General features: G+C 30.0%; 15 protein-coding genes and 1 pseudogene. 10 read left to right on the top strand and 6 right to left on the bottom strand.

Going from position 1 to position 21241, the window contains the following annotated elements; genetic code table 11:
* The first annotated feature begins 203 nt into the window (after nucleotides 1-203).
* The 6 genes and pseudogenes from modA (at nucleotide 204) to J2127_RS07035 (ending at nucleotide 7142) form a co-directional block, all read left to right on the top strand.
* Nucleotides 204-983 carry a molybdate ABC transporter substrate-binding protein gene (gene modA, locus J2127_RS07060; protein WP_432442931.1) on the top strand — a complete coding sequence of 260 codons (780 nt, stop codon included), beginning with the start codon at nucleotides 204-206 and terminating at the stop codon, nucleotides 981-983.
* Between the two features lie 627 nt (nucleotides 984-1610).
* A complete protein-coding gene (locus tag J2127_RS07055; RefSeq protein WP_209590701.1) occupies nucleotides 1611-2405 on the top strand; it encodes an ABC transporter permease in 795 nt (264 codons plus the stop codon).
* Between the two features lie 293 nt (nucleotides 2406-2698).
* The gene (locus J2127_RS07050) at nucleotides 2699-3472 is read left to right on the top strand and encodes a Rossmann-like domain-containing protein (protein ID WP_209732863.1); all 774 of its coding nucleotides are present in this window, start codon (nucleotides 2699-2701) and stop codon (nucleotides 3470-3472) included.
* 249 nt (nucleotides 3473-3721) lie between these two features.
* Nucleotides 3722-4612, top strand: a pseudogene (locus J2127_RS08485) (ATP-binding cassette domain-containing protein); the annotation flags it as partial.
* Nucleotides 4613-5354: 742 nt separating this feature from the next.
* Nucleotides 5355-6086, top strand: a complete 732-nt coding sequence (locus tag J2127_RS07040; RefSeq protein ID WP_209732861.1) for a glycosyltransferase family 2 protein — start codon at nucleotides 5355-5357, stop codon at nucleotides 6084-6086.
* Nucleotides 6087-6176: 90 nt separating this feature from the next.
* Complete coding sequence (locus tag J2127_RS07035) at nucleotides 6177-7142, top strand: glycosyltransferase (RefSeq protein WP_209732860.1); 966 nt, start codon at nucleotides 6177-6179, stop codon at nucleotides 7140-7142.
* Nucleotides 7143-7343: 201 nt separating this feature from the next.
* Here the strand turns inward: J2127_RS07035 and J2127_RS07030 are convergent, their stop codons facing one another.
* The 4 genes from J2127_RS07030 to J2127_RS07015 form a co-directional block, all read right to left on the bottom strand.
* A complete protein-coding gene (locus J2127_RS07030; RefSeq protein ID WP_209732859.1) occupies nucleotides 7344-8684 on the bottom strand; it encodes a formylmethanofuran dehydrogenase subunit B in 1341 nt (446 codons plus the stop codon).
* 35 nt (nucleotides 8685-8719) lie between these two features.
* Complete coding sequence (locus J2127_RS07025) at nucleotides 8720-9997, bottom strand: formylmethanofuran dehydrogenase subunit C (protein ID WP_209732858.1); 1278 nt, start codon at nucleotides 9995-9997, stop codon at nucleotides 8720-8722.
* Nucleotides 9998-10211: 214 nt separating this feature from the next.
* Nucleotides 10212-11957, bottom strand: coding sequence for a formylmethanofuran dehydrogenase subunit A (locus J2127_RS07020; RefSeq protein WP_209732857.1), 1746 nt, complete (start codon nucleotides 11955-11957; stop codon nucleotides 10212-10214).
* Nucleotides 11958-12123: 166 nt separating this feature from the next.
* On the bottom strand, nucleotides 12124-12744 hold the full coding sequence (locus J2127_RS07015; RefSeq protein ID WP_245326505.1) for an FmdE family protein: 621 nt from the start codon (nucleotides 12742-12744) through the stop codon (nucleotides 12124-12126).
* 1155 nt (nucleotides 12745-13899) lie between these two features.
* Between J2127_RS07015 and J2127_RS07010 the strand changes: the two genes are divergently transcribed.
* The 3 genes from J2127_RS07010 to J2127_RS07000 all read left to right on the top strand — a co-directional run bounded on the left by J2127_RS07010 (nucleotide 13900) and on the right by J2127_RS07000 (nucleotide 16109).
* Complete coding sequence (locus J2127_RS07010; RefSeq protein WP_209732855.1) at nucleotides 13900-14226, top strand: hypothetical protein; 327 nt, start codon at nucleotides 13900-13902, stop codon at nucleotides 14224-14226.
* Nucleotides 14227-14486: 260 nt separating this feature from the next.
* Nucleotides 14487-15290, top strand: coding sequence for a sulfide-dependent adenosine diphosphate thiazole synthase (locus J2127_RS07005; protein WP_209732854.1), 804 nt, complete (start codon nucleotides 14487-14489; stop codon nucleotides 15288-15290).
* A 396-nt stretch (nucleotides 15291-15686) separates the two neighbouring features.
* A complete protein-coding gene (locus J2127_RS07000) occupies nucleotides 15687-16109 on the top strand; it encodes a ferritin-like domain-containing protein (RefSeq protein WP_209732853.1) in 423 nt (140 codons plus the stop codon).
* A 97-nt stretch (nucleotides 16110-16206) separates the two neighbouring features.
* Here the strand turns inward: J2127_RS07000 and J2127_RS06995 are convergent, their stop codons facing one another.
* Both J2127_RS06995 and J2127_RS06990 read right to left on the bottom strand, forming a co-directional pair.
* Nucleotides 16207-16752 carry an acetate uptake transporter gene (locus J2127_RS06995; RefSeq protein ID WP_209732852.1) on the bottom strand — a complete coding sequence of 182 codons (546 nt, stop codon included), beginning with the start codon at nucleotides 16750-16752 and terminating at the stop codon, nucleotides 16207-16209.
* Nucleotides 16753-17051: 299 nt separating this feature from the next.
* Complete coding sequence (locus J2127_RS06990; protein ID WP_209732851.1) at nucleotides 17052-17486, bottom strand: EamA family transporter; 435 nt, start codon at nucleotides 17484-17486, stop codon at nucleotides 17052-17054.
* 342 nt (nucleotides 17487-17828) lie between these two features.
* On the opposite strand from J2127_RS06990, the gene J2127_RS06985 reads away from it, so the two are divergent.
* Entirely contained in the window at nucleotides 17829-21140 is a 3312-nt protein-coding gene (locus J2127_RS06985; protein ID WP_209732850.1) for a right-handed parallel beta-helix repeat-containing protein, read from the top strand.
* The last annotated feature ends 101 nt before the right edge of the window (nucleotides 21141-21241 follow it).

The following is a 21241-nucleotide window of genomic DNA, read 5'->3' as shown; positions in this document are numbered from 1 at the left end:
TCATATATGTTCTATATTGTACAATACTTACTTTATATTGAAATTAATGCCATATTCGTTAATTATCAATATATCAAATAATTATCAGGGATAATATGACTACTAAACATAATAAAAATACTAATGGCGAAAATATAACACAAAAAAAGACTAATTATGCTAAACTTAGTTTTTTAGTATTATTAGTCTTGTCTGTAGTAACAATGACAGCATTTTCAGGATGTATGTCGGATACGGGCGCAAATGATAACCCCCAAACTCAAAGTACGGGGAGTTCAGAACCTATTAGAGCATTAGTAGGTGCAGGTATGCAGATACCAATGGATGAAATTGCAGAAGTTTACGAACAAAAATATGGCGTTAAAATAGAATATGATTACAGTGGTAGTGGTGCTTTGTATTCAAAAATTGTTGCCTCAAATTCGGGAGACATTTTCATGCCGGGAGACAGTTCATATATCTTCAAATTACAAGAATCAAAAGGTTATGTTGCAAAATACGAGAATATAACAAAACACGTTCCAGTAATTGCAGTACAAAAAGGAAATCCTAAAAATATCCAATGTTTAGATGATTTAGCAAAAGATGGTGTTAAATTATCACTCGGAGAAAAAAGTATTGCGATAGGAAAAACATTCAATAAGATATTAGCTAAAGCTGAAACTAAAGGTTTAAACATAACTTCTAAAGTTAAAGAAAATACTTTGGTAGAAGCAGGTACTGTTAAACAAACATTAATGTATGTATGTCAAAAACAAGCGGATGCAGCTGTTGTATGGAGGGCTGACGCACTTTCAAGAAGTGATGAAGTCGATGTTATCGATATAGACCCAAAATACAATACAATAAAAACAATACCTGTAGCAATCTTAACAACTTCAGACAATCCAAATACTGAAAAATTCTACAATTTCATAGTAACTGAAGGATTGCCAATATTTGAAAAGAATGGATTTATCTTATTAAATGATACAAATAACTAAGAATTAAACAAATTATAAAATATATAAAATAATCATACTAACAAAATTTATATAAAATCCATAAAATCCATACAATATATTAAATGTCACATTAAACAATTCTTACATTTTTAGGGGACTTGTAAGGATTAATCACCGTTATATCTAAATAATTATAAATGAGTTATTATTAGGGTTAATAACATCTAAACATACATCACACTAATTGAATTAACTTAAATTATTCACATATCACACATTATGGTATTAAATAAGATTTAGCAATTTATTTGGTCACTATATCCAAATTAACAAATAATACTGGGAAATAATAACACGATTAATTAACAGATGGTGGGAATAGTCGATATGCTACATTATTGGCTATTTTTCATTTAATTTACTCCATATATTCTATTTGTCTTATTTTTTTATTTTAAATTACGAAATTTATTCATTAAAATTTTTTAAAATTTACACAAACACAAAATATGAACACAAAAATACGATGAGATAAATTAAATTAAAAATAACTTAAGAAATAATCTGGAAATAACGTAATATAACGTAAAATAAAGTAAAACGCTAAAAAACAAAATAATATTAATTATATATTATTGTAAAATGGTAAGGCAAACAGGGATAGTTATGAGATTTATAAATGATTCTTTAAAGTTTTCATCAATGCTTTTAATGTCCGTATTTATATCAATGGTTTTATTCGTATTACTTTCCATACTGGGAAGTGTTACGCCTGAAACCTTGGAAATGGCTATTTTTTCAAGCGAGGTGCAGTTCGCAATACAATTTAGCTTAATGACTGCTTCGATAGCAACCACATTGGGCTTAATAATTGGCGTTCCTGCAGCTTATGCCCTTGCAAGGTACGATTTTAGGGGCAAAAATCTCATAGATGCAATGGTCGAAGTCCCTGTTGTAATTCCTCCATTAATTTCTGGATTTGCACTTTTGGTATTTTTTGGAAACACAATTTTTGGTCAGGCGATATCTGAACAGTTAAAAGGAATATTATTTACGCCAAAGGGCGTCATAGTTGCACAATTTTTCGTAGCAACTCCTTTTATTGTTAGAACCTCAAAATCCGTTTTCGAAAAGATAGATTCGAAATATGAGTACATAGCTCAAAGTTTAGGTGCGGGGAAAGTCGAAAGTTTCTTTAAAATAAGCCTCCCGATGGCTAAAAATGGCATATTAGCAGGAATGTTTTTAGCATGGGCAAGAAGTATTGGTGAGTTTGGTGCAACAATGATGGTTGCAGGAGCTACAAAAATGAAAACGGAAACGCTCCCTGTGGCAGTTTTCTTAAACATATCTCTTGGAAACATAGATATGGCATTAACAATTGCTTTTGTATTCTTGATGGTTGCACTGATTATATTATTGACTATTCGTACAATAGCCAATTATGGTTCAAAATATTAAATTAGTATTATTAATATTAATGATGGCGATAATACCAATAATTATACCAATAATTACAAAAAGGTATAAAACTATCAAAATATCAAAATATTCTATTTTATAATTTTAAATAAAAGTTATTAAAAGTTATTAAAAGTTATTCAATGATTTAACAAATTTAAAAAGCTATCTGAAAAGATACATTAAAAAGCTATATGTATTATGAAAATATAAGATAATATGGTATTTTACACATAAGTGCAAATATGCAATATGCAAAATATGCACCTTATTAGCTAACGGATGGTATTATTATGAAAATTGAAACCCCCCAAATAAAAGATGAGAATTTTGATTTACAAAAAACTTTAAAAGAAGTATTATCAAAATTATGCGAAGAAAACAATCTTTTAAATGAAGAAATTGAAATAAAACCAATAAATGTAAATTTAGATACTAAAAACGTTAAAGATTATCCTCTTTTAAATGGTAAGGAATTTTTATTACGTGCATTCTTTAAAAATTCTGTTGGCGACGCATTCACAACTTTGGAAAATCTAGCTGAATTTAATGGAACGATTTTAGAAGTAATTGAATCCGACGATAATCAAAAGATACTCGCAACTTTTAACGCAGTAATGGAACACTTGAAAAAAACCGATAGAACAAAACATTGTGAAGGTTCTGATCCTGAAAAATGTGCTGAAGAGTTATCAAAATACCTTATAAAGACTTACGATTGCAAAGATAATTTAAAAATAGGGATTATTGGATATCATCCTGCTATAATTAAGCAAATGGTCAAGACTTTCGGCGCTGAAAATGTTATGAACACAGATTTAGATGTGAATAATATTGGAAGGATGAAAAACGAAATATTTGTTATGCACGCAGATATGAACGAGTATTTAGTAAAAAACTCCGACGTAGTACTTGCTACTGGTAGTACAACCGCAAACGGCACCATAATCGAGTTAATAAATTTAGCCGAAAAATACGGTAAGAAAATAATTTTTTACGGTACAACTGTAGCAGGTTTTGCTAAACTATACCCGATAGAACGATTTTGTGCATATGGTAGTGAATAATTACTCATTTACTTTTATTATATTCTCTACCCTCATATTCCATACCTATCACATCTATCTATTTTACAATACCATATATAGAATATGCAGAATTTCTAATTTTTAAAATTTACAATTAAGCTTAATTATTGAAAATATACAAATAATACTACGAACATAATAATACTAAGAATAATACTAAGAATAGTAATAAATAATTAAAAATAAAATAACTTAATTAATTTGATAAATGCAGTAATCGGTGTTTAAATGATACAAATAAAGAATTTAAAAAAGAAATTATCCGACTTTACCCTAACAATTGATAATTTGGAAATAGAGGATCATGATTATTGTGTACTTGTGGGTTTAAGTGGCAGTGGTAAAACAACATTATTGGAACTATTAGCAGGTTTTAGAGAACCTGACGAAGGCATTATATATTTAGATGGCGAGGATATAACCAACAAAGAAATAAACAAGCGAAAAATATTGCTCTGTAACGGAAACTATTTATTTCCTCACCTCACAGTACGAGAAAACATAGGTTTTGGGTACAAACATACCTTAGAGGCTTTATATGCAGATACCTATAACGATATGGCCATGAAAGGGATGGAGAATCCTCAGGACGTTAAAATTCATACTCGAGAGGATACTACAGATAAAACTAAAAATAACGATAAAAATAATGAAACAAGTTCAAAGTCATTAAGTTATTTTGAAAAAATGAAAAGTAAATTAAAATCTAAAAAAGATATTAAGTCAAAAACAGATGAAAAAATTGAAAATATTGCAAAATTATTAAAAATAGAGCACACGTTAGACAGAAAACCAGCTAATTTAAGTTCCGGTGAGAAGCAAAGGGTAGCTCTTGCAATGACACTTTCAATGAATCCTAAAGTAGTTTTATTGGACGAACCATTAAGTTCAATAGATAAATTGACGTATGATAAATTATTGTATGATTTAAAAGAAATCCACGAAAAACTTGACACTTGCTTCATACATGTTACTCACGACTTTAACGAAGCAATAGTCCTTTCAAAACACTTGGGTGTCATTAAAAATGGACGAATTGAGCAATTTGGTACTTTGGAGGATATTTTAGAACAACCTGTTAATACCTATGTAGCAAAATTTATGGGTTTCAAAAACATCTATAATGGAAAATTCTACATTCGTGACAATGAAATAATTTTTAAGAGTAAATCATTATGTGTCAAAATCCCTCAAAAAAAATTATTGGATAGTTTAAATAACACAAATAGCTTAAATAGCTTAAATTCTTTAAATGGTGCAAAGTCATTAGATTCATTAAATATCCAAAAAATAGATATAAACGCAGATATAAGTGAGAATAAAGAATATAATGAACTTATAAATGAACTTATAAATTCACTAAATGGTAAATATGATATTTATTTAAGTATTAGGCCTGAAAACGTATGTTTGGAAGCACAAGGAAAAACCTTAAACTGTACCAAATGTTCAAATTGTAAGGCTCAAGTATTAAATGCTAGAATTAAAAGCGTTAATAACTCCGGTTTAAATTCAAAAAGGATAATTTTAGATATCGGTACTTGCAAAGGAGATAACCAAGACTTAATAATCGAAACTGCTAAAAAAGGATTCCATTTAAAAAATTTAGCCGAAGAAGGAAATGTTGATTTACATATTTGTAATTATGCCTTAGTTTTTGAAGAAAAAGAAAATAATTAATTTTTGATTATTTCTTAATTCTTAATTCTTAAATTTTAGCTCTTATTTTTTTATTTTATTTTATCTTATTTTTATTTTATCTTATTTTTACCCTATTTTTAAAATTATATCCTATAATTTAATATATAATTTAAAAGCATATGATAAGTATAGGAAATTAAAAGGTTAGATTGGTTAAATTATGGCTGATAAATTGATATATTTAATAATTCCCGCTTACAACGAAGAAAAAATGATTAAAAACGTTGTAAACAATTTACAAAATCATAACTACGATAATATAATAATCGTTGACGATGGTAGCAAAGATAACACCTACAAACTTATGAAAGAATTGGAAGAAGAAAGTAAGCAGAAGGGTTATAACGTAATTGCAATAAAGCACGAAAAGAATAAAGGAGTTGGCGGTGCTACAATTACAGGATTAAAAAAAGCTTACGAATTAGGTGCCGATGTAGCAGTTACCTTTGACGCAGACGGTCAGCACGCACCTGAAGATATCGAAAAAGTAGTAAAACCGATATTGGATAATTCAAAAGAGTATGTTGTAGGTAGCCGGATAAAAAATCCAAAAGAATTTAAAAATATGCCATTGACAAAAAAAGTTGGAAACCTCGGACTTAGTTTTATCACTTTTTTACTTGGTGGATATTATGTTACAGACAGCCAGAGCGGACTCCGTGCATTTTCTAAGAGTGCTTTAAAAGTACTCTCAGAGCAACTTAGGGCAAAACGATATGAAACATGTTCAGAAGCCCTTATTATTGCTAAAAGGAATAAGCTTAATATCGGAGAGGTGCCAATTCAAACAATTTACACAGAATACTCCATGGCGAGGGGCACTAATGTGATGATAGGTTTTAAAATTTTTTATAGGTTACTTGTGTTAAAAATGGGCAAAGTTTTGGATTAAAATTTAATAAAATAAGAAATAATAAAAAATAAAATAATATTTAATAAAAATAAGGCTAAATAATAAATTAAGAAATAAAAAGGTAATACTATGAATTTTATTTCAATAATAATTCCTACTTTCAACGAGGAAAAATATATTACAAAATGTCTTGAAAAATGGTTTAACCAAGATTATCCAAAAGAAAATTATGAAATACTAATTTTTGATGGGAAAAGTACGGATAAGACAGTGGAACTGATTAAAGAGTTACAAAAAAAGCATAATTTTGAAAATATAAAGATTTACACAAATGAAAAGCGTAAGCAGGTTTACGCATTTAATGAAGGAATTAAAAACGCAAATGGGGATTTCTTTATAATTTTTGGAGCTCACGCATATCCTGAACATGACTTTTTAAAAAATAATGTGGAGACCTATCAAAAGATAAAGAACGAAGAAACAAAACTCGTAGGTGTTGGGGGTATTATAAACAAGATATCCGAAAACATGAGTGCTGAAGTTGCAAAAGTTATTTACTCCACGCCTTTATCTGGCGGTAGTTCTTTTTGGTATGCAAAAGAAGGATTTTTTTCAAACACTGTTGTTTATGGAATGTATGACACAAAAATGATAAAAGAAAGTGGAATTTTGTTTGACACTGATTTTATAACAGGTCAGGACTTTGAATTTAATTTGCACCTTATAAAAGAAGGTTTTAAACTATACACTAATCCAAATATAGTCAGCCATTATCATACACGCTCGACTGTGAAAAAATTTATAAAACAAACCATAAGCTATGGTGCTGCAAAAGGTTTAATGATTAGAAAAGGGTATTTTAATATATTGTGGCTTTTTCCGTTCGGATTTTTGTTTATGATATTGTCTATGATTATAACAGGATTATTCATATTTATTTACATCATAGCGGTATTAATCGATACGATTAGATTATTGGTTAAGACTCGAGAACCTTTATACGTAGCTTTACCTATATTATTGTTCCTATTCCATTGTTTAATTTCATATGGGTTTTTTAAAGGATTAATAAAAGGAAATTCAACGTTTAAGTAAGAATAATAATAATAATAATAACAAAATATAGAATAATAATCAATATACTTTTATTAATATACTTTTTTATATATTACATATTTTACTTTTTTTTAAAAACGATTTAATTGAAATTGAAATATTATTTTGAAATATTTATCATAATATAATTTGAAAATAATCTGAAAAAATAAAAAATAAGAAAATAAAAGAAAAATTCTTTTATAGATTTGGTTGTCCTTCTTTAATCTCTTTTACCTTAGCAAACAATTGTTTCATTGTGTCTTCGTTGCTTTTGGTGTATGGGAATGGAGATTCAGCAAATGGTCTATAGTGCATTGGTATTTCATCGAATCTATAGAATGTACCGTTACATTCAATTGCATCGATAACACCTGGCAATACAACGTTTGCTGTTGAAGTTGTTGGACAAGGAGCAATATCTAAACATACAACTGGTATTTTGTTTAAATATTTTGATGAGTCTTGTGGTAAGTGGGCACCTAAGTCAGCACACATTACAAGTACTGCATCAACTTCTTTTTCTCTCAACAAGTCGTTTGTAGTAAATTCCCCTGGGTTATATCTAGGGTATCCTCTTGAAAAGTCGATACCGAATGGGAAACCGTATAGGTATGAAGCAAGAACGTTAAATCCTGCAACGTTACAGTGTCCTCTGATTAAACCGATGGTGAATTTAGTGTATCTTTGTAATTCTTTTACTAAGGTCATAACACATTCAATATTTCTGTGTTTACCGTATGATGAAGCTAGACCTAAACCGCCGTAAATTGAACCGAATTTAGCTTTTTTCATCATAGCTGCCATTTCCATAATTGTATCGACAGGTACACCAGTTACTTGTTCAATACTTGGGTGTGGTCTTTTTCCTCTAACTGCTATAAGTAAAGCTGAGAACAATTCGTAATCGGAATTAGGTTTCAACTGAACGTGCAAGTCAGATGCTTGTGCGGTAGCTGACCTTCTTGGGTCCACAGTAATAACTTTTCTGTCGTTTCTACCTTTTTCTGTAAAGTATCCTCTTGGGAATACTGCATACCTTGATAAATGTCTAGGCATTGAGTCCATAGGATTGGTTCCCCAATATATTATCAAGTCGGCTCTGTTTTTGGTCTCCCCTGCTGTTGAACCAGGTTTACCAGCTTCTTGAACTCCCATTAAGGAAGGGCCGTGTCATATTGTGGAATTGGAGTCTACAATACCGCCAAGGTATTCCCCCATGTGTAATCCTACAGTCATCGCTTCACAGGAGGTTTCTGCACCCATGAATAATAAAGGTCTTTTAGCGTTTGCTAATATTTCAGCAGCTTTGGTCAGTGCTTCGTCCCATTCTGCTTCTCTTTTTTCTGCTTTTTCCTTGTCTGCGATTAAAGGGCTCATAATCCTGTGGTGACTAACTATCTCGTTAAATTTAGCTGCACCCATTTTACAAGCGTTCCTTACTTCAATTTTTCTATTCTCTTCATCCCAGACGATTTCAATGTCATCACAAGTACCACCACATACGGGGCACATGATGTCTTTAAAAATCTTTTCAGCCATTATTTCACCTAAGATTTAGCATCTATTTAGTTATTTTATTTGTATTGTTGTTCAATGATGTATGGTGCTTCTAAAATTTCATCATCACTAGGTTGTACGTAAACTTCGCCACCTTTATAGATTGGAGCTCCTGAGTTAACAGACTGAGCATCAACAATAACGTTCGCCCAAACACTTCTTGGTATGAAGATATTTCTTCTTTGAACGTTATCTTTCATTTCTGCTCTTACCACAACTGTTCTATTTCCGTCAGGGCTTGAAACTTTAACTTTTTCAGGTTTGCCCAACAATTGATAGTCATCTGGGTGAATATGGCATACAGCACATACGTCTTTATATTCTGGGCTGTATTTATCCCCACCTTTAATAATTCTACCTTGTTCAATTGTACTTCCGGTGTTCAAGATAACTTTTAAAGCTTCTCCTTTAAACTCGATAGGTCTATCAACTGAACCTTCACAGCTTAATAGGTACTCGTTATTATTTGCAGAGATGTACATTTTTCCTTTAGGTTTATTAAAGAATGCGTGGTCTCCTTTATATTCAACATAGCTTTTTGAATAAAGGTTAGCACCGTAAGGTAAGATTTCTTCGTATAATTCACTTGGAACTTCGTTACTTTTTAATAAGTTTTGTTCGAAGAATCCTGGTGAAAAGTGTTGAATTTTACCTTCTACGATGATGGTACCTTTTTTCATTTCTACACCGACGGTTCTTAAAACATCTCCACCGACGTAGATTAAACCACCGCTTTGTCTAATACCACAGAAAGCTTCAACATTTCCTTTTACAATGATGGTACCTTTAACTAAACCGTCACCAACGCTGCTACCCGCATTACCGTCGATAACAATTCTACCGCCAAGCATACCTTCCCATTTACCTCTGTAGCTACCGCCGATGTGATCGCCAGCATTACCGTGGATTAAAATGGTTCCGCCTTCCATTTCTCTACCAGCCCATGAGCCAGCATTACCGTTTACTTCAATTTCTCCACCTTTCATTTCACAGCCAACGTGGTAGTTTACATCTCCATTAACTGTAATTTTACCGGTGGTCATTGCATAACCGATTAATTTCATTTTTGGTACTGTTCCATCAATTATGATGTGAATGTCTGATGCTGATTGTGCACCTTGACCATCGCCCTTTACATCGAAGAATTCTGATACAGGGTATTGTACAGAGCTTTTCCAAAGTTTTATTTCTTTGATTTCTTCTTCTGATTTACCAAAGAAGTTGTCAGGGGTAATCATGTCACATTCAACAGGAAATTTATCATCATATTTTGGAGTTAATATAATTTCTCCCATTGTTTCACCGTACTTGCAATTACCTTGCCATAAATGCAAATTAAGTAATTTATTTATTATTTTATAATTTATTGAATTTTATCAAGTTATAGTCGTATTTGGAAATATAATCATCATATTTTTAAATATAATATTATAATTTTTCTTCAATACATCAATGCTTAAATTAAATAGTTGTATTAAATAATGAATTAAATTAATTAAATTAATTAACTTATTTTAAATCGATATCCATAGGTGTAGGTCTCGTTAAATACTCGTCTGGAGTTGAATAGTTGTTGAATCCAACGGTATAGTATTTAAAGAAGTCCTTAACATCGTCCATAACTGGCTTTTGGATTTCTTCTTTCATTTGTACGTTAGCGAAGAATGACCTACCACTAGGTGTTTCAACAATTTCGTTTCCTTTTGAAACAATTTGACCGTCTTTGATTGTGTAAGCGGTTGTGGTAAATACTTTTTCGAGCATTTCGTAGTCGTTAGAGTTGTAGTCTGGTGTAATGTCGTAGATTGTAATATCTGCGTCAGCACCTGCTCCTAAGTGACCTTTTCTGTATCCCATACCAATAGCAATTGCAGGGGTTGACCTTGTAATTTGTGCTAATTCGTAAAGGCTTAACTCTTTGTCAATACTTGCAAGTGTACTTCTTTCAGATGCCCACTTGTGGCATTCATTCATAGTATCTTGTCTAGCTTTGTTAGAGAGCAACCATTTCATGATTTTTGGGTACTTTGTAAATGGTCCTGCGTTAGGGTTGTCCGTAGTTAAAATTGCTTTAGCTGGATCAACTAATAACAATAACTCAAGTCCAATTGCCCATTGAACGCTGTGTACTTTGTTTTTTATGCTGTATGTGAATGGAACAATACCTGAACCACATTCTAACTCAACGTCACAGTTTGTCCATTTTTGTCCATTCATTGTAGCGATATCGTATAAACCTGGACCGTCTCCAGTCATACAAATAGCTTTACCGAATGGAACGCAACCACTGTCAATAACAACGTGGTCTGATTTGTTTACGTGTTTTGAAACATCATCTGCTTTTGATTCAAAGTCTTTCCAGCTTGTACCACCGAATGAGTGGAACTGAACGTGTGTCATATAAACAGATTGTTTTCTCCTACTATCGAATTTTGTTTTAACTTCGTTGTAGATGTTGTCTTTTACGTTAACTTTGATGTTTTTGGTTACATCCATTGTTTCCTTGGTAATTTCCCAGTTTCCAGGGTGACCGAGGTTGTTAGCGTGCAAGTGAATTGACATTGGAAGACCTAACATTTCGTTAATTTGAGCCAATCCGTCAACAATTTGTCTTGCAGAAACGTCAAAGTGGATGTTTTTCTCATCTAAAGAGTTTACGTTTTTACCCCAAGCCCAGTTTTCAACACCTGCTGGGTTAACACACTTAATACCGTAAGTTTTTGTAGCATCTAAAGCCCAAGCAACGTATGATGCAGCTTTTTCGATGTCTCCTTCTCTTAAGTACTTCATAACAAACCAGTTGTTACCTAAAAGTAAGTAACCAGCTTTATCGAGAATAGGGAGTGCTTTTAATTCTTCGTGTGTGTGTCTTGCAATCATAGGCGGAACAGCTGCCTCAAAGGTAGTTGTGTAACCCATAGTTGCGTATTTGTAACCTTGCATGTAGGTTGAAGGTACGATTTCACCAGTTCCACAGTGTGTATTGTGTGTTTTAGGTCTTACGCACTTGTAATGGTCTTCTGGGAACATTACCCTACCAACGGTTACTTTAGGTCCTGCAATGTGAGTGTGTGCATCAACACCACCAGCCATTACAACCTTATTTTTTGCGTCTAATACTTTTGCTTCCTTTATTTCGTCACTCGAAAGGCTTTCGACAATCTTGCCATCTTTGATGTAGATGTCCATTACCTCTCCGTCCACACCATTAAGTGGGTCGTAAACATGACCTCCTTTAATAATCATTTTGGTCATTGTACCACCATCTAAATTGAATTTTAGATATCATTATATATGATTAATATTAGGGTTATCGATTCCTTATTTATGGTAATTATTCAAATTAATCAATTATTTATCGATTAATTATCGATTAATTGTTAATTATAATTTATTGATTAAACAACTGTTAATTAATTAGTTAGTTTTTCTTTTTAGCGCATGTTTCACAAATTGGACTACCATTATAGCTAATGAACGATTCTTTACATACTTCACAGAGTTTTACGTCCTTTTTATTTTTTGGAGGTACTTCAACATCTACATACTCCCATGAATAAACGGAATCTCCTGCTTTAATTAAATCGAAAATAGCGTCAGTATGTGGAACTTTTTCAATGTTCATGTACCAGTTGTATAATTTAGGGTAGTCTTGCATTTTGTTAGCGTCTAATATTATTCTTAAACCTTTAACATTGTCGCCAACTGTTCCAAATGTGTTAAATGTAGCGGCCATTTTGCCGATATTGTATATTTTTAACTTGTTGTTACCTATGGTAGCACCTGCTAAAATTTGGAATGGGTCAGGCATACAGTTTTTACACTCACACATTACGTATACGGTTTCCCCGTCTTCAAGGTTCATTTCTCTTTTAGCGATTCTGTACATTTGAAGACCGATAAACGCTCCAGTTGATATATGTCCGTGAAAATCGAATACTTTTTTTATTTGTTCTATATATTCATCGTCAGCGATATTTTCTAAAACAACTTTCATTTCAGGTAAGTCTTCAATTTTTACTGCTTTTGCATTTTTGTTCATATAAACACCATAGTTCATTGAGTAATACTATTTTACCATATGCTATTTTAATAATTTACAATTTATTTAATATATACTCGCAGAATTACGAAATAACTATAAATACTAAGATTATGTGTTATCAATGGTAATTTAGCGGTTATTTAGATATTTAGTTATATATTTATTTTTGACATCTTATTTTATCCATATTTTATAAAGTACAATACTAATAATTTCAATATAATATGACAATATATTGATATTATTGAATATAACACGTTATGTAACATTTTAATAACTTTAAAATTCCTAATAACGATTATTTACCTAATTATTTAGCCCTGTGGTATCTAATCCTTAGTTAAGATATTTTTTAAACCTATTATGTCCCATACTGGTTTATTTGATATTATTATCAATTTTAACGGATATTTATGTTAACTAATATTACTTAATATGTTGACATTATATAATGTATGTAAATTAATATGATTACCTTATCTCTTTTTAATAATGATATTTCTTTGCATTTAAGTTAAGAAGAAAATTATATATATTAGAATTGAACATTTGGATTTTTAAATATAATTTTGGGGTAAAATTGAGTTTAGCACTCTTAAAAACCTTCATATTAAAAATAACATTACAAGTAACTCTGTATTATATAATTTTTAAATTATTTTAAAACAGTAAAATTTAATTAAATGGTATAATGGTCTTTTAATAAGTTTTAATTAAATGACGAGGTTTTAAATTAAAAAATACTCTATTTTTATAGTTTTTTACAAAATATTATATAGATTATACAATATATTATATATTGAAGAGGTGTGAAGAGGAAGATTGATATTTTTAACTAAATTTTAGTTAAATATGTATCATTAACTATCCAGTATGTTTATAATATCGAATAAAATGACACCAACTTAAAATTTAGGGCCAAACATTAGATTAAATAGGAATAAAGTTAAATTAGATTAAATAAGGTTAACTAAATAAATAAATAAATAAACAAAAAAATAAACAAAAAATTATAATAGCCAATAATTTCTATCCATAATACTTATTGGCTATTAAATCAATAATTACCTATTATTCTATTTTATTAATTTTTAATTTCTTATTATGCCATAGAATTATCGTTAAAAACTCATTAAAATAATGGGGATTTTTATGATATTTGAATACACGATACTCCAATATCTCGTATTTCCAAGTTTACTACTATTAGGCACGGTATCGGGATATCTATTTGATGATATTTTTAAATATATCGTGAATATATCAATTGTTATTATAATATTACAGGTTGCTATACAATCTATCGACGTGTTAAATGCCATAACTTCGTTTAATATAGTTTTAGCACTGAATTTGTTTCATAATTTTATATTGTATAGTGCAATGTTTTCAATAGCAGGAATTGGGCTTTTTACATTGGGCCTATTTTTCGGTAGATTGTTGCGGATAAAGTTAAACTATAATTATAAAATACAATAAAAAATTATTCTTCTTTTCATTTTTTATTTTTATTTTTATTTTTTTAAATTTTTTTTAAATTGTTCAGATTTGTCATGATTAATAATTAATTATAATGATTAATAATGATAAATTGCATAACCTTTATATATTATGACGTATTTTATTATACTGTTTTAGTGTCAAAATATAGTACAAAATATAATAAAAAACAGTTTTTTAAAAAAACAAAACTGAAAATACATGGGAATATATAAAAATAATAAAGAAGAGGCGCAAACATGCAAAGATTGAAGGCTGAAGAGAAAATAGTTACAAAATCCATTTTAAAATCTACATTTGAAATGTGGATGGATATGGTAGATGTCGATGTTGTAATCGTAGGGGCTGGACCAAGTGGTTTAACAGCAGGTAAATACTTAGCAAAATCTGGATTAAAAGTTGTTATATTAGAAAGACACTTATCATTCGGTGGCGGAACATGGGGCGGAGGAATGGGCTTCCCTAACATCGTAGTTGAGAAACCAGCCGACGAAATCTTAAGAGAAGCAGGAATTAACTTAAAACCTGTAAATATTGGTGATAATCCGGAAATCGAAGCAGATTTATTCACTGCTGATTCCGTGGAAGTCCCTGCAAAATTGGGTGTAGCAGCGATTGACGCAGGAGCTAAGATATTAACAGGTATCGTCGTAGAAGATCTTATTTTAAAAGAAGGTAAGGTTTCAGGTGTAGTTATTCAATCCTATTCAATCGAAAAGGCAGGTTTACACGTTGACCCGATAACAATCAGTGCAAAATGTGTCATTGACGCTACAGGGCACGATGCTTCAGTTGTACACACACTCGCAAGGAAAAACAAAGAGTTAAACATCGTAGTTCCTGGTGAAAAATCAATGTGGGCGGATGTTGGGGAAAATACTCTCGTAGAAAACACAAATGAAATATTCCCTAACTTTTACACTTGTGGAATGGCTTCAAACGCTTATAACGCAGGTTACAGAATGGGTGCAATCTTTGGTGGTATGTACCTTTCAGGAAAAAAAGTTGCAGAATTAATCATTGAAAAATTAAACAATGAGTAAATAATAATACTAAAATACTAAACTACTAAAATAAAAATAAAATAATAAAATAAAATAATAAAATAAAATAATAAAATAAAATAATAAAATAAAATAATAAAATAAAATAATAAAATAAAATAATAAAATAAAATAAAAATAAAATAAAAATAAAATAAAAATAAAATAAAAATAAAATAATAAAATAAAATAATAAAAATAATTTAATATACTTTTTTTAATTTTTTTATATGGATTATATGGTAATACGAAATACGTATCTATCGTACGAAATACCCTTAAAATTTTAAATTAACTCCTTAAATTCGGATATATTGATTTTTACGTCTTAATTCAATCCGAATAGTATATATAGTTTAAAATATAAAGGTAGATTAAAAATAAAACGGTGATTTCATGGAATTAGTGAATGAACATAAAATCGGAGTTTCAAAAGACACCCCTATGGAAAAAGAGGTAATGGCTAACTTTAAAGGAGAATGTGCAGAAGTAGGTATGTACTTAGCTATGGCAAGACAAGCTCAGAGAGAAGGTTACCCAGAAATCGCAGAAGTTTTAAAAACAATGGCATGGGAAGAAGCAGAACACGCTTCAAAATTTGCTGAAATGAACGAAGTAATTAAGCCAACATTAAAGGAAAACATCGAAATGATGTACAAAGGCGAAATGATGGCTAACAAAGAGAAAAAAGCTGCAGCAGATTTGGCAGAAAGCCACAATTTAGAGCATGTACATGATTTCTTTGAAGAAAGTTCAAGAGACGAAGCAAGACACGCTAAAATGTTAAAAGGAATACTTGACAGATATTTAAACGAATAATATCATCAAATAAACTATAAAATAAAATATAATAACATTACTTTTTTTTATTTCTTTTAAAAAATTTAAAATTAAGATTTATTAAGATTTATTAGTATTAAGGGTTTACGACACTTTCTTTTACTTGATATAATGCAGAGCCTATTGCAGTCATGCCACAGAATATACCTTCGTATCCTGCCACTGTTTTTATCATGGCACTTCCTGTGTAGTCACCAAGTGCAAGTAGGAAAAATAAAAGTGCTAAAGTTCCAAAAATTAACTGTAACTGTTTGTTACTTCCTTTTAATGTTATTAAAAACATTCCTAACGTGAATACGCCCCAAATACCTAAATAGGATACCATCGCAATGTTTTCAGGGGCGTGTCCTAATCCTAAGGTTGGTAATAATATTAAACCTATTAACGAAAGCCAAAACATACCGTATGATGTAAAAGCAGTAGTTCCAAAAGTATTTCCTTTTTTAAATTCCAATATTCCAGCGATAACCTGTGCAAGTCCACCGTAAAATATGCCCATTGCTAGTATCATCGAACCAAGTTCAAAAAGACCCGCATTGTGAAGATTTAAAAGTATAGTTGTCATTCCAAAGCCCATAAGACCTAAAGGTGCAGGGTTTGCTAATTTTTCATTTAAATTCATAGTATTACCTCCATATTTTAAGGGATATAAACGATATTTATCATTAATAATAATGATAAATATTTACAGAAAAAAGATAATTTTTTTTATTTATATATTTTTCGATAAATGACAAATGGTTTTACGTTTATCGTCGAAATTTGAACTAAGATATATTATAGTACTTAATTAAAAAAAGCTAATATGAGCTTTGTTTTAATTTTTAATGGAAATTATTTTAAAAAAATAGATTATAATGTATTTTTGAAGTACATTTATTCGTGTAATCTTTTAATAATTTTAATAATATGCTCTTTTCATCATCTGTTAATTAAAAAAAGACCTGACAAACATAATAAAATCCCCATTATTTTAAGAGAGGATATACCTTCGTTGTAGATAAATACGCCGATAGGCAATAATAATAAAGCAACTACGATGTATGTAGTTAGTGCCGCAATACTAATATTCCAACCTGCCCGGTAAGCTAATAAAAAACCCAATTCTAAACCAACTATTACAAATCCTAGTCCGTAAGAAGCCCAATTTAACCCTTTAAAAGCAGTTAACACATTTGAAAAGTTTAATTCGCCGGTATGGCATTGATATAGCATTATTACAATACATGCAATTAAAGACATCACATAGGTTACAAACAATGAAATAAATGGGTTAACGTCTTGAGAAATTGACTTTTGAAATATGTGGTAAAATATATTTGAAATTATAACAATAGCTATCGAGGTATAATACATAATATCACCAAATTTATGCTTTTTTAGAATTATATCGTATTGTATTTTAAATTATTAATTTAGTAAGTAATTTGATAAATAATTTGTTAAATAATTTGATAAATAATTTTTTTATTATTTTTTATTATTTTTAATATATTGATACAGTTAACTACATTATGTTTATATTTAATTAAAAAAATAATATTTAATGACATATGTTACATATCAATCAATTGACAATGTCAATTGTAACATATCAATTTTAAATTTACATATGTATATTTGACATAAATTAATTATTTCAACTTCTAATTTTTATTTGGTACTTAATTAGTTAATAATTCATATATGGGGGAAATTATGAAAAAGAATCATTTTTTAGGGAGTAATTTAAAAATTATGGCGTATATCGTATGTTTATTGTTTATACTTAACGTATGTATGGCCGTAGACCCAAATTATAATCCAAACCCTGCGCCTGCGCCTATTTATTCAGACGTTTTAAAGGTAACAGAATCAAATTACTCATGGATAGACGAACATGGCAGTATTATTAATACAACAAGTTCAGCAACTCCTTTAAAGGATGCAATAGATGCTGCACATAGTTATAACACAATTTACGTAGAACCTGGATTGTATACTAGTGACATAACAATTTACAAACCTTTAACGGTTTTAGGTGCTACACACGATATTCCAAAGAACGATAATTATGAATTACCTGAAAATCACAACTGGAATACTTCTGTTGAGAGTGTTATAAGGTCAGATTATGGGGCAAGTAGTGGTTCTATTGTACATATTATTAAAACCGGCGATGTGACTTTTAAAGGTTTTGTAATAGATAATTTGAATCCAACTGATAAATATAGGACCTTAGTCCAGGTTTTTACACAATATAATCCTGTTCAAAATAATAATATAAGTAATATTACAGTTCAAAATAACGTGATTGGACCAAATATCAATTTAAATAATGATACGGAGGGCGGTACTGGGCTTTCTATATCTTCTAGTATGGGCGTATGTTCAATAACAAATAGCACATTTTCAAATAATAAAATATTTGGCTCCTGCGGAGATTACTCTAATATCTATGTGTCTGGCGGTGTCAATGCTTATGGGGCTTTTGAGTGCGATTTATCCGGCACCGTGATTGAAAATAACGATATTCACAACAGTAGGTGTTCGGGTATCTACATTAAAGGGATTTTAAAAAATCTTGTAATAAGAAATAATAATATCCATGATAATGGTAACGAAGGAGACGATGCAAAAGAATCTAATTACACATACGGACATGGAATTACCTTTGTAAGGGCACCCACGGATAAATCAATAACTAACCCATTGCCCCCACGTAATATATCCATCTATAATAATTCCATCTATAATAATATGAAATTTGGTATATACGCAGGTCCTTGTGTAAAAGACTTTACAATTCAAAATAATATATTTGCATATAACAAATGGGACGATCTACAGATAGATTTGGAAGAAAAATACACTGATGAAGCTCGACCTTTGTACAATGTTACAAGCAACATAACATTTACAGAAAACGACATGACCGAATTTACCAGGGTAACTGTAAATGGTGTACCTACAAACAATTTCATATTAAATGCAACTCATTGCTATTGGGGAACTATAAATTACGAAGAAATAATTAAGAAAATAAACGGAAATGTTGAAATACTTCCATATTACCTTTCAAAAAATATGAATACTCTTGTAAGAATCACCGATAAGGTAAATTATGAATTTACAACTATTTCGAAAATTTGTGAAGAAAAAGGTTATGAAAATAATTTGGATGAAGTAACTAATGACAATTACCAAAATTTCAGTAATTTATACTTTAAAAATGAATATGGGAAATTAACAATTACCGATTCAATTAATATGACTACAGACTTCAAAAATCAATTAAAGAACATAAATGAATTAATAAAAATTGAAAATCAGAAAACGACCTTATTAAAAACTTCAGATTTCGAAAATAAGTTTGAAAATAAATCTGCAAATATTGAATTTTACAATGTAGATGAAATATTGTATGAAATGACTGATGAAGAAATTAAGCAACATATGGCAGTAATATTACAAAACGGTACGTTATTAAATGATGAAAGAACGGGAATAAGTAATGTCACCATAAGTGAAAAAATAAAAGATAATCCACTTACATTTACAATTGATAAGTTTAATACGGTACTGATCGATACAGAATCGCCAGTAATAATTGCTAACATATTGCCAAATGGTATAAATATCACAAATACAGTCATAAATCTAACTTGTAATATAAATGACAATATAAAAGTGAATAATCAATCCTTAAAGGTGACCGTGGAAGGTTGTGAAACTTGGGATATTACAAATAGAAATGGTTTAACACATTGGATAACATTCACTTCTGATAAACCAACAGGTAGTTACAAAGTTTCCTTTGAAGTTTTAGACATATTTGGAAATAAAGGATACGATAACATAACTTTTAACGTAATAAATACTACAACAGCGGAAAAACTTGGAAATATTAATTTAAGCAGTGAAGTTTGGGATGAAATTGAAAACGAAACCGAAGATATTGAAACAGAAAATCATACTGAGTATACAACTACGAAAATAAAATTTAAGATTAGGGATAATAAAACAAATTCTAAAAAGAATAGAACGTTGGTAATTCCAAATTTCGAAAATGTTTCGGTGAATGTTACAAATGAAACATTATTAAATATAAGCAGTGTGGCAGAAGTTGCATCAACTATGAATTATTCAAATGTCACTGAAGAATCTCAAATGGAGAACGTCACGAAAAATTTAACGAAGAATATTAAAATTATATTGAACGCAGGATTTAATGTATCAAATGTATCTTCAGAGACTAAAAAAGAAGGTAACGAATTAAAATCAAAACTTAAAATAATTGCAAACACTACCGCCGACAAAGGATTTTTAATATTCCAAATTCCAAAAGGTGATTTAGAAATCGAAGGTATTTATGCAACACAAAATGCTACTACTCACGAATTAAAATTAAACGATGTGGGAAGTACCATAGGTTGGTACACAATAATTGATGATACCATCGTAGAAATAACGGTTGTACAAGACCCTGAAATTGATGTAATCTTCAAAAAGGTACTAGAATCTATAATTCCTGATTCTAAGCCATCAGAATCCTATGGTTCAGGTAGTAGTAGAGGCTCAGGTATTGTAGACGAAATTTCGGGTCCTCAATTACAACTTTCAAAGATGATAACATCATTCATGGCTGACTCCATAGTAGTTGCTGGTTCTGAAATAGATGTGGGCTATGGTAAATATTTAACTAACAACATATGTCGTACTCAAGGTATGAGTATATCGAATATAACCATTAATTCGGATATGGTAATTGTGGGCGGTCCAGTAGTTAATTTATATGCCAAAACGTACCAAAATAGATTTGCAGAGCGAATAACTAATGAATACCCAGGAGTTGGGAAAGGATACATTCAAATTCAAAAAATAAATAACCATACAGTATACTATATTGCAGGTTCGGATAGAACCGGTACCAAAGTAGCCATAGAATACTTTAGACAAATGGAAGAAGAACCAAGTCTTCCTTTATTGGTAGAACGATATGGTGATACTTACAAAGTAACATATTATTAATAATAATAATAATAATAATAATAATAATAATAATAATAATATACTAGTAAAAAATAAAATTAATAAAATAATATATAATAAAATAAAAAAATATTTACTTT

This window comes from Methanococcus voltae (assembly GCF_017875395.1).
Taxonomy (GTDB): Archaea; AGJL01; Methanococci; order Methanococcales; family Methanococcaceae; genus Methanococcus; species Methanococcus voltae_C.
Note: the sequence above shows the minus strand (reverse complement) of the source record. Positions and strands in the feature narration are given on the sequence as shown.

What these genes read in the sequence shown, in the direction of transcription:
- J2127_RS07015 (WP_245326505.1), bottom strand. Translation starts at nt 12,744, where the DNA reads ATGAACAAAAATGCAAAAGCAGTAAAAATTGAAGACTTACCTGAAATG.
- J2127_RS06985 (WP_209732850.1), top strand. Translation starts at nt 17,829, where the DNA reads ATGAAAAAGAATCATTTTTTAGGGAGTAATTTAAAAATTATGGCGTAT.
- J2127_RS07025 (WP_209732858.1), bottom strand. Translation starts at nt 9,997, where the DNA reads ATGGGAGAAATTATATTAACTCCAAAATATGATGATAAATTTCCTGTT.
- J2127_RS07010 (WP_209732855.1), top strand. Translation starts at nt 13,900, where the DNA reads ATGATATTTGAATACACGATACTCCAATATCTCGTATTTCCAAGTTTA.
- J2127_RS06995 (WP_209732852.1), bottom strand. Translation starts at nt 16,752, where the DNA reads ATGAATTTAAATGAAAAATTAGCAAACCCTGCACCTTTAGGTCTTATG.
- J2127_RS07005 (WP_209732854.1), top strand. Translation starts at nt 14,487, where the DNA reads ATGCAAAGATTGAAGGCTGAAGAGAAAATAGTTACAAAATCCATTTTA.
- J2127_RS07040 (WP_209732861.1), top strand. Translation starts at nt 5,355, where the DNA reads ATGGCTGATAAATTGATATATTTAATAATTCCCGCTTACAACGAAGAA.
- J2127_RS07055 (WP_209590701.1), top strand. Translation starts at nt 1,611, where the DNA reads ATGAGATTTATAAATGATTCTTTAAAGTTTTCATCAATGCTTTTAATG.
- J2127_RS07035 (WP_209732860.1), top strand. Translation starts at nt 6,177, where the DNA reads ATGAATTTTATTTCAATAATAATTCCTACTTTCAACGAGGAAAAATAT.
- modA (WP_432442931.1), top strand. Translation starts at nt 204, where the DNA reads ATGACAGCATTTTCAGGATGTATGTCGGATACGGGCGCAAATGATAAC.
- J2127_RS07020 (WP_209732857.1), bottom strand. Translation starts at nt 11,957, where the DNA reads ATGACCAAAATGATTATTAAAGGAGGTCATGTTTACGACCCACTTAAT.
- J2127_RS07000 (WP_209732853.1), top strand. Translation starts at nt 15,687, where the DNA reads ATGGAATTAGTGAATGAACATAAAATCGGAGTTTCAAAAGACACCCCT.
- J2127_RS07050 (WP_209732863.1), top strand. Translation starts at nt 2,699, where the DNA reads ATGAAAATTGAAACCCCCCAAATAAAAGATGAGAATTTTGATTTACAA.
- J2127_RS06990 (WP_209732851.1), bottom strand. Translation starts at nt 17,486, where the DNA reads ATGTATTATACCTCGATAGCTATTGTTATAATTTCAAATATATTTTAC.